The sequence below is a fragment of the Duganella fentianensis genome (genome assembly GCF_009857835.1).
GTDB lineage: Bacteria > Pseudomonadota > Gammaproteobacteria > Burkholderiales > Burkholderiaceae_D > Rugamonas > Rugamonas fentianensis.
The window spans coordinates 1-255 of sequence record NZ_WWCL01000035.1 but is presented as its reverse complement, the minus strand read 5'-3'; the positions used below and the strand labels follow the sequence as shown (position 1 = coordinate 255).

Here is a 255-nt window from a genome sequence, read left to right as displayed (position 1 = left end):
ACCGTGTCTCAGTTCCAGTGTGGCTGGTCGTCCTCTCAGACCAGCTACTGATCGATGCCTTGGTGAGCCTTTACCTCACCAACTAGCTAATCAGATATCGGCCGCTCCAGGAGCACAAGGTCTTGCGATCCCCTGCTTTCATCCTTAGATCGTATGCGGTATTAGCGTAACTTTCGCTACGTTATCCCCCACTCTTGGGTACGTTCCGATATATTACTCACCCGTTCGCCACTCGCCACCAGAGCAAGCTCCGTG

General features: G+C 53.3%; 1 rRNA gene. It reads right to left on the bottom strand.

From position 1 onward, the window contains the following. Window positions 1-255: ribosomal RNA gene (locus GTP23_RS22480) — 16S ribosomal RNA — on the bottom strand; the annotation flags it as partial.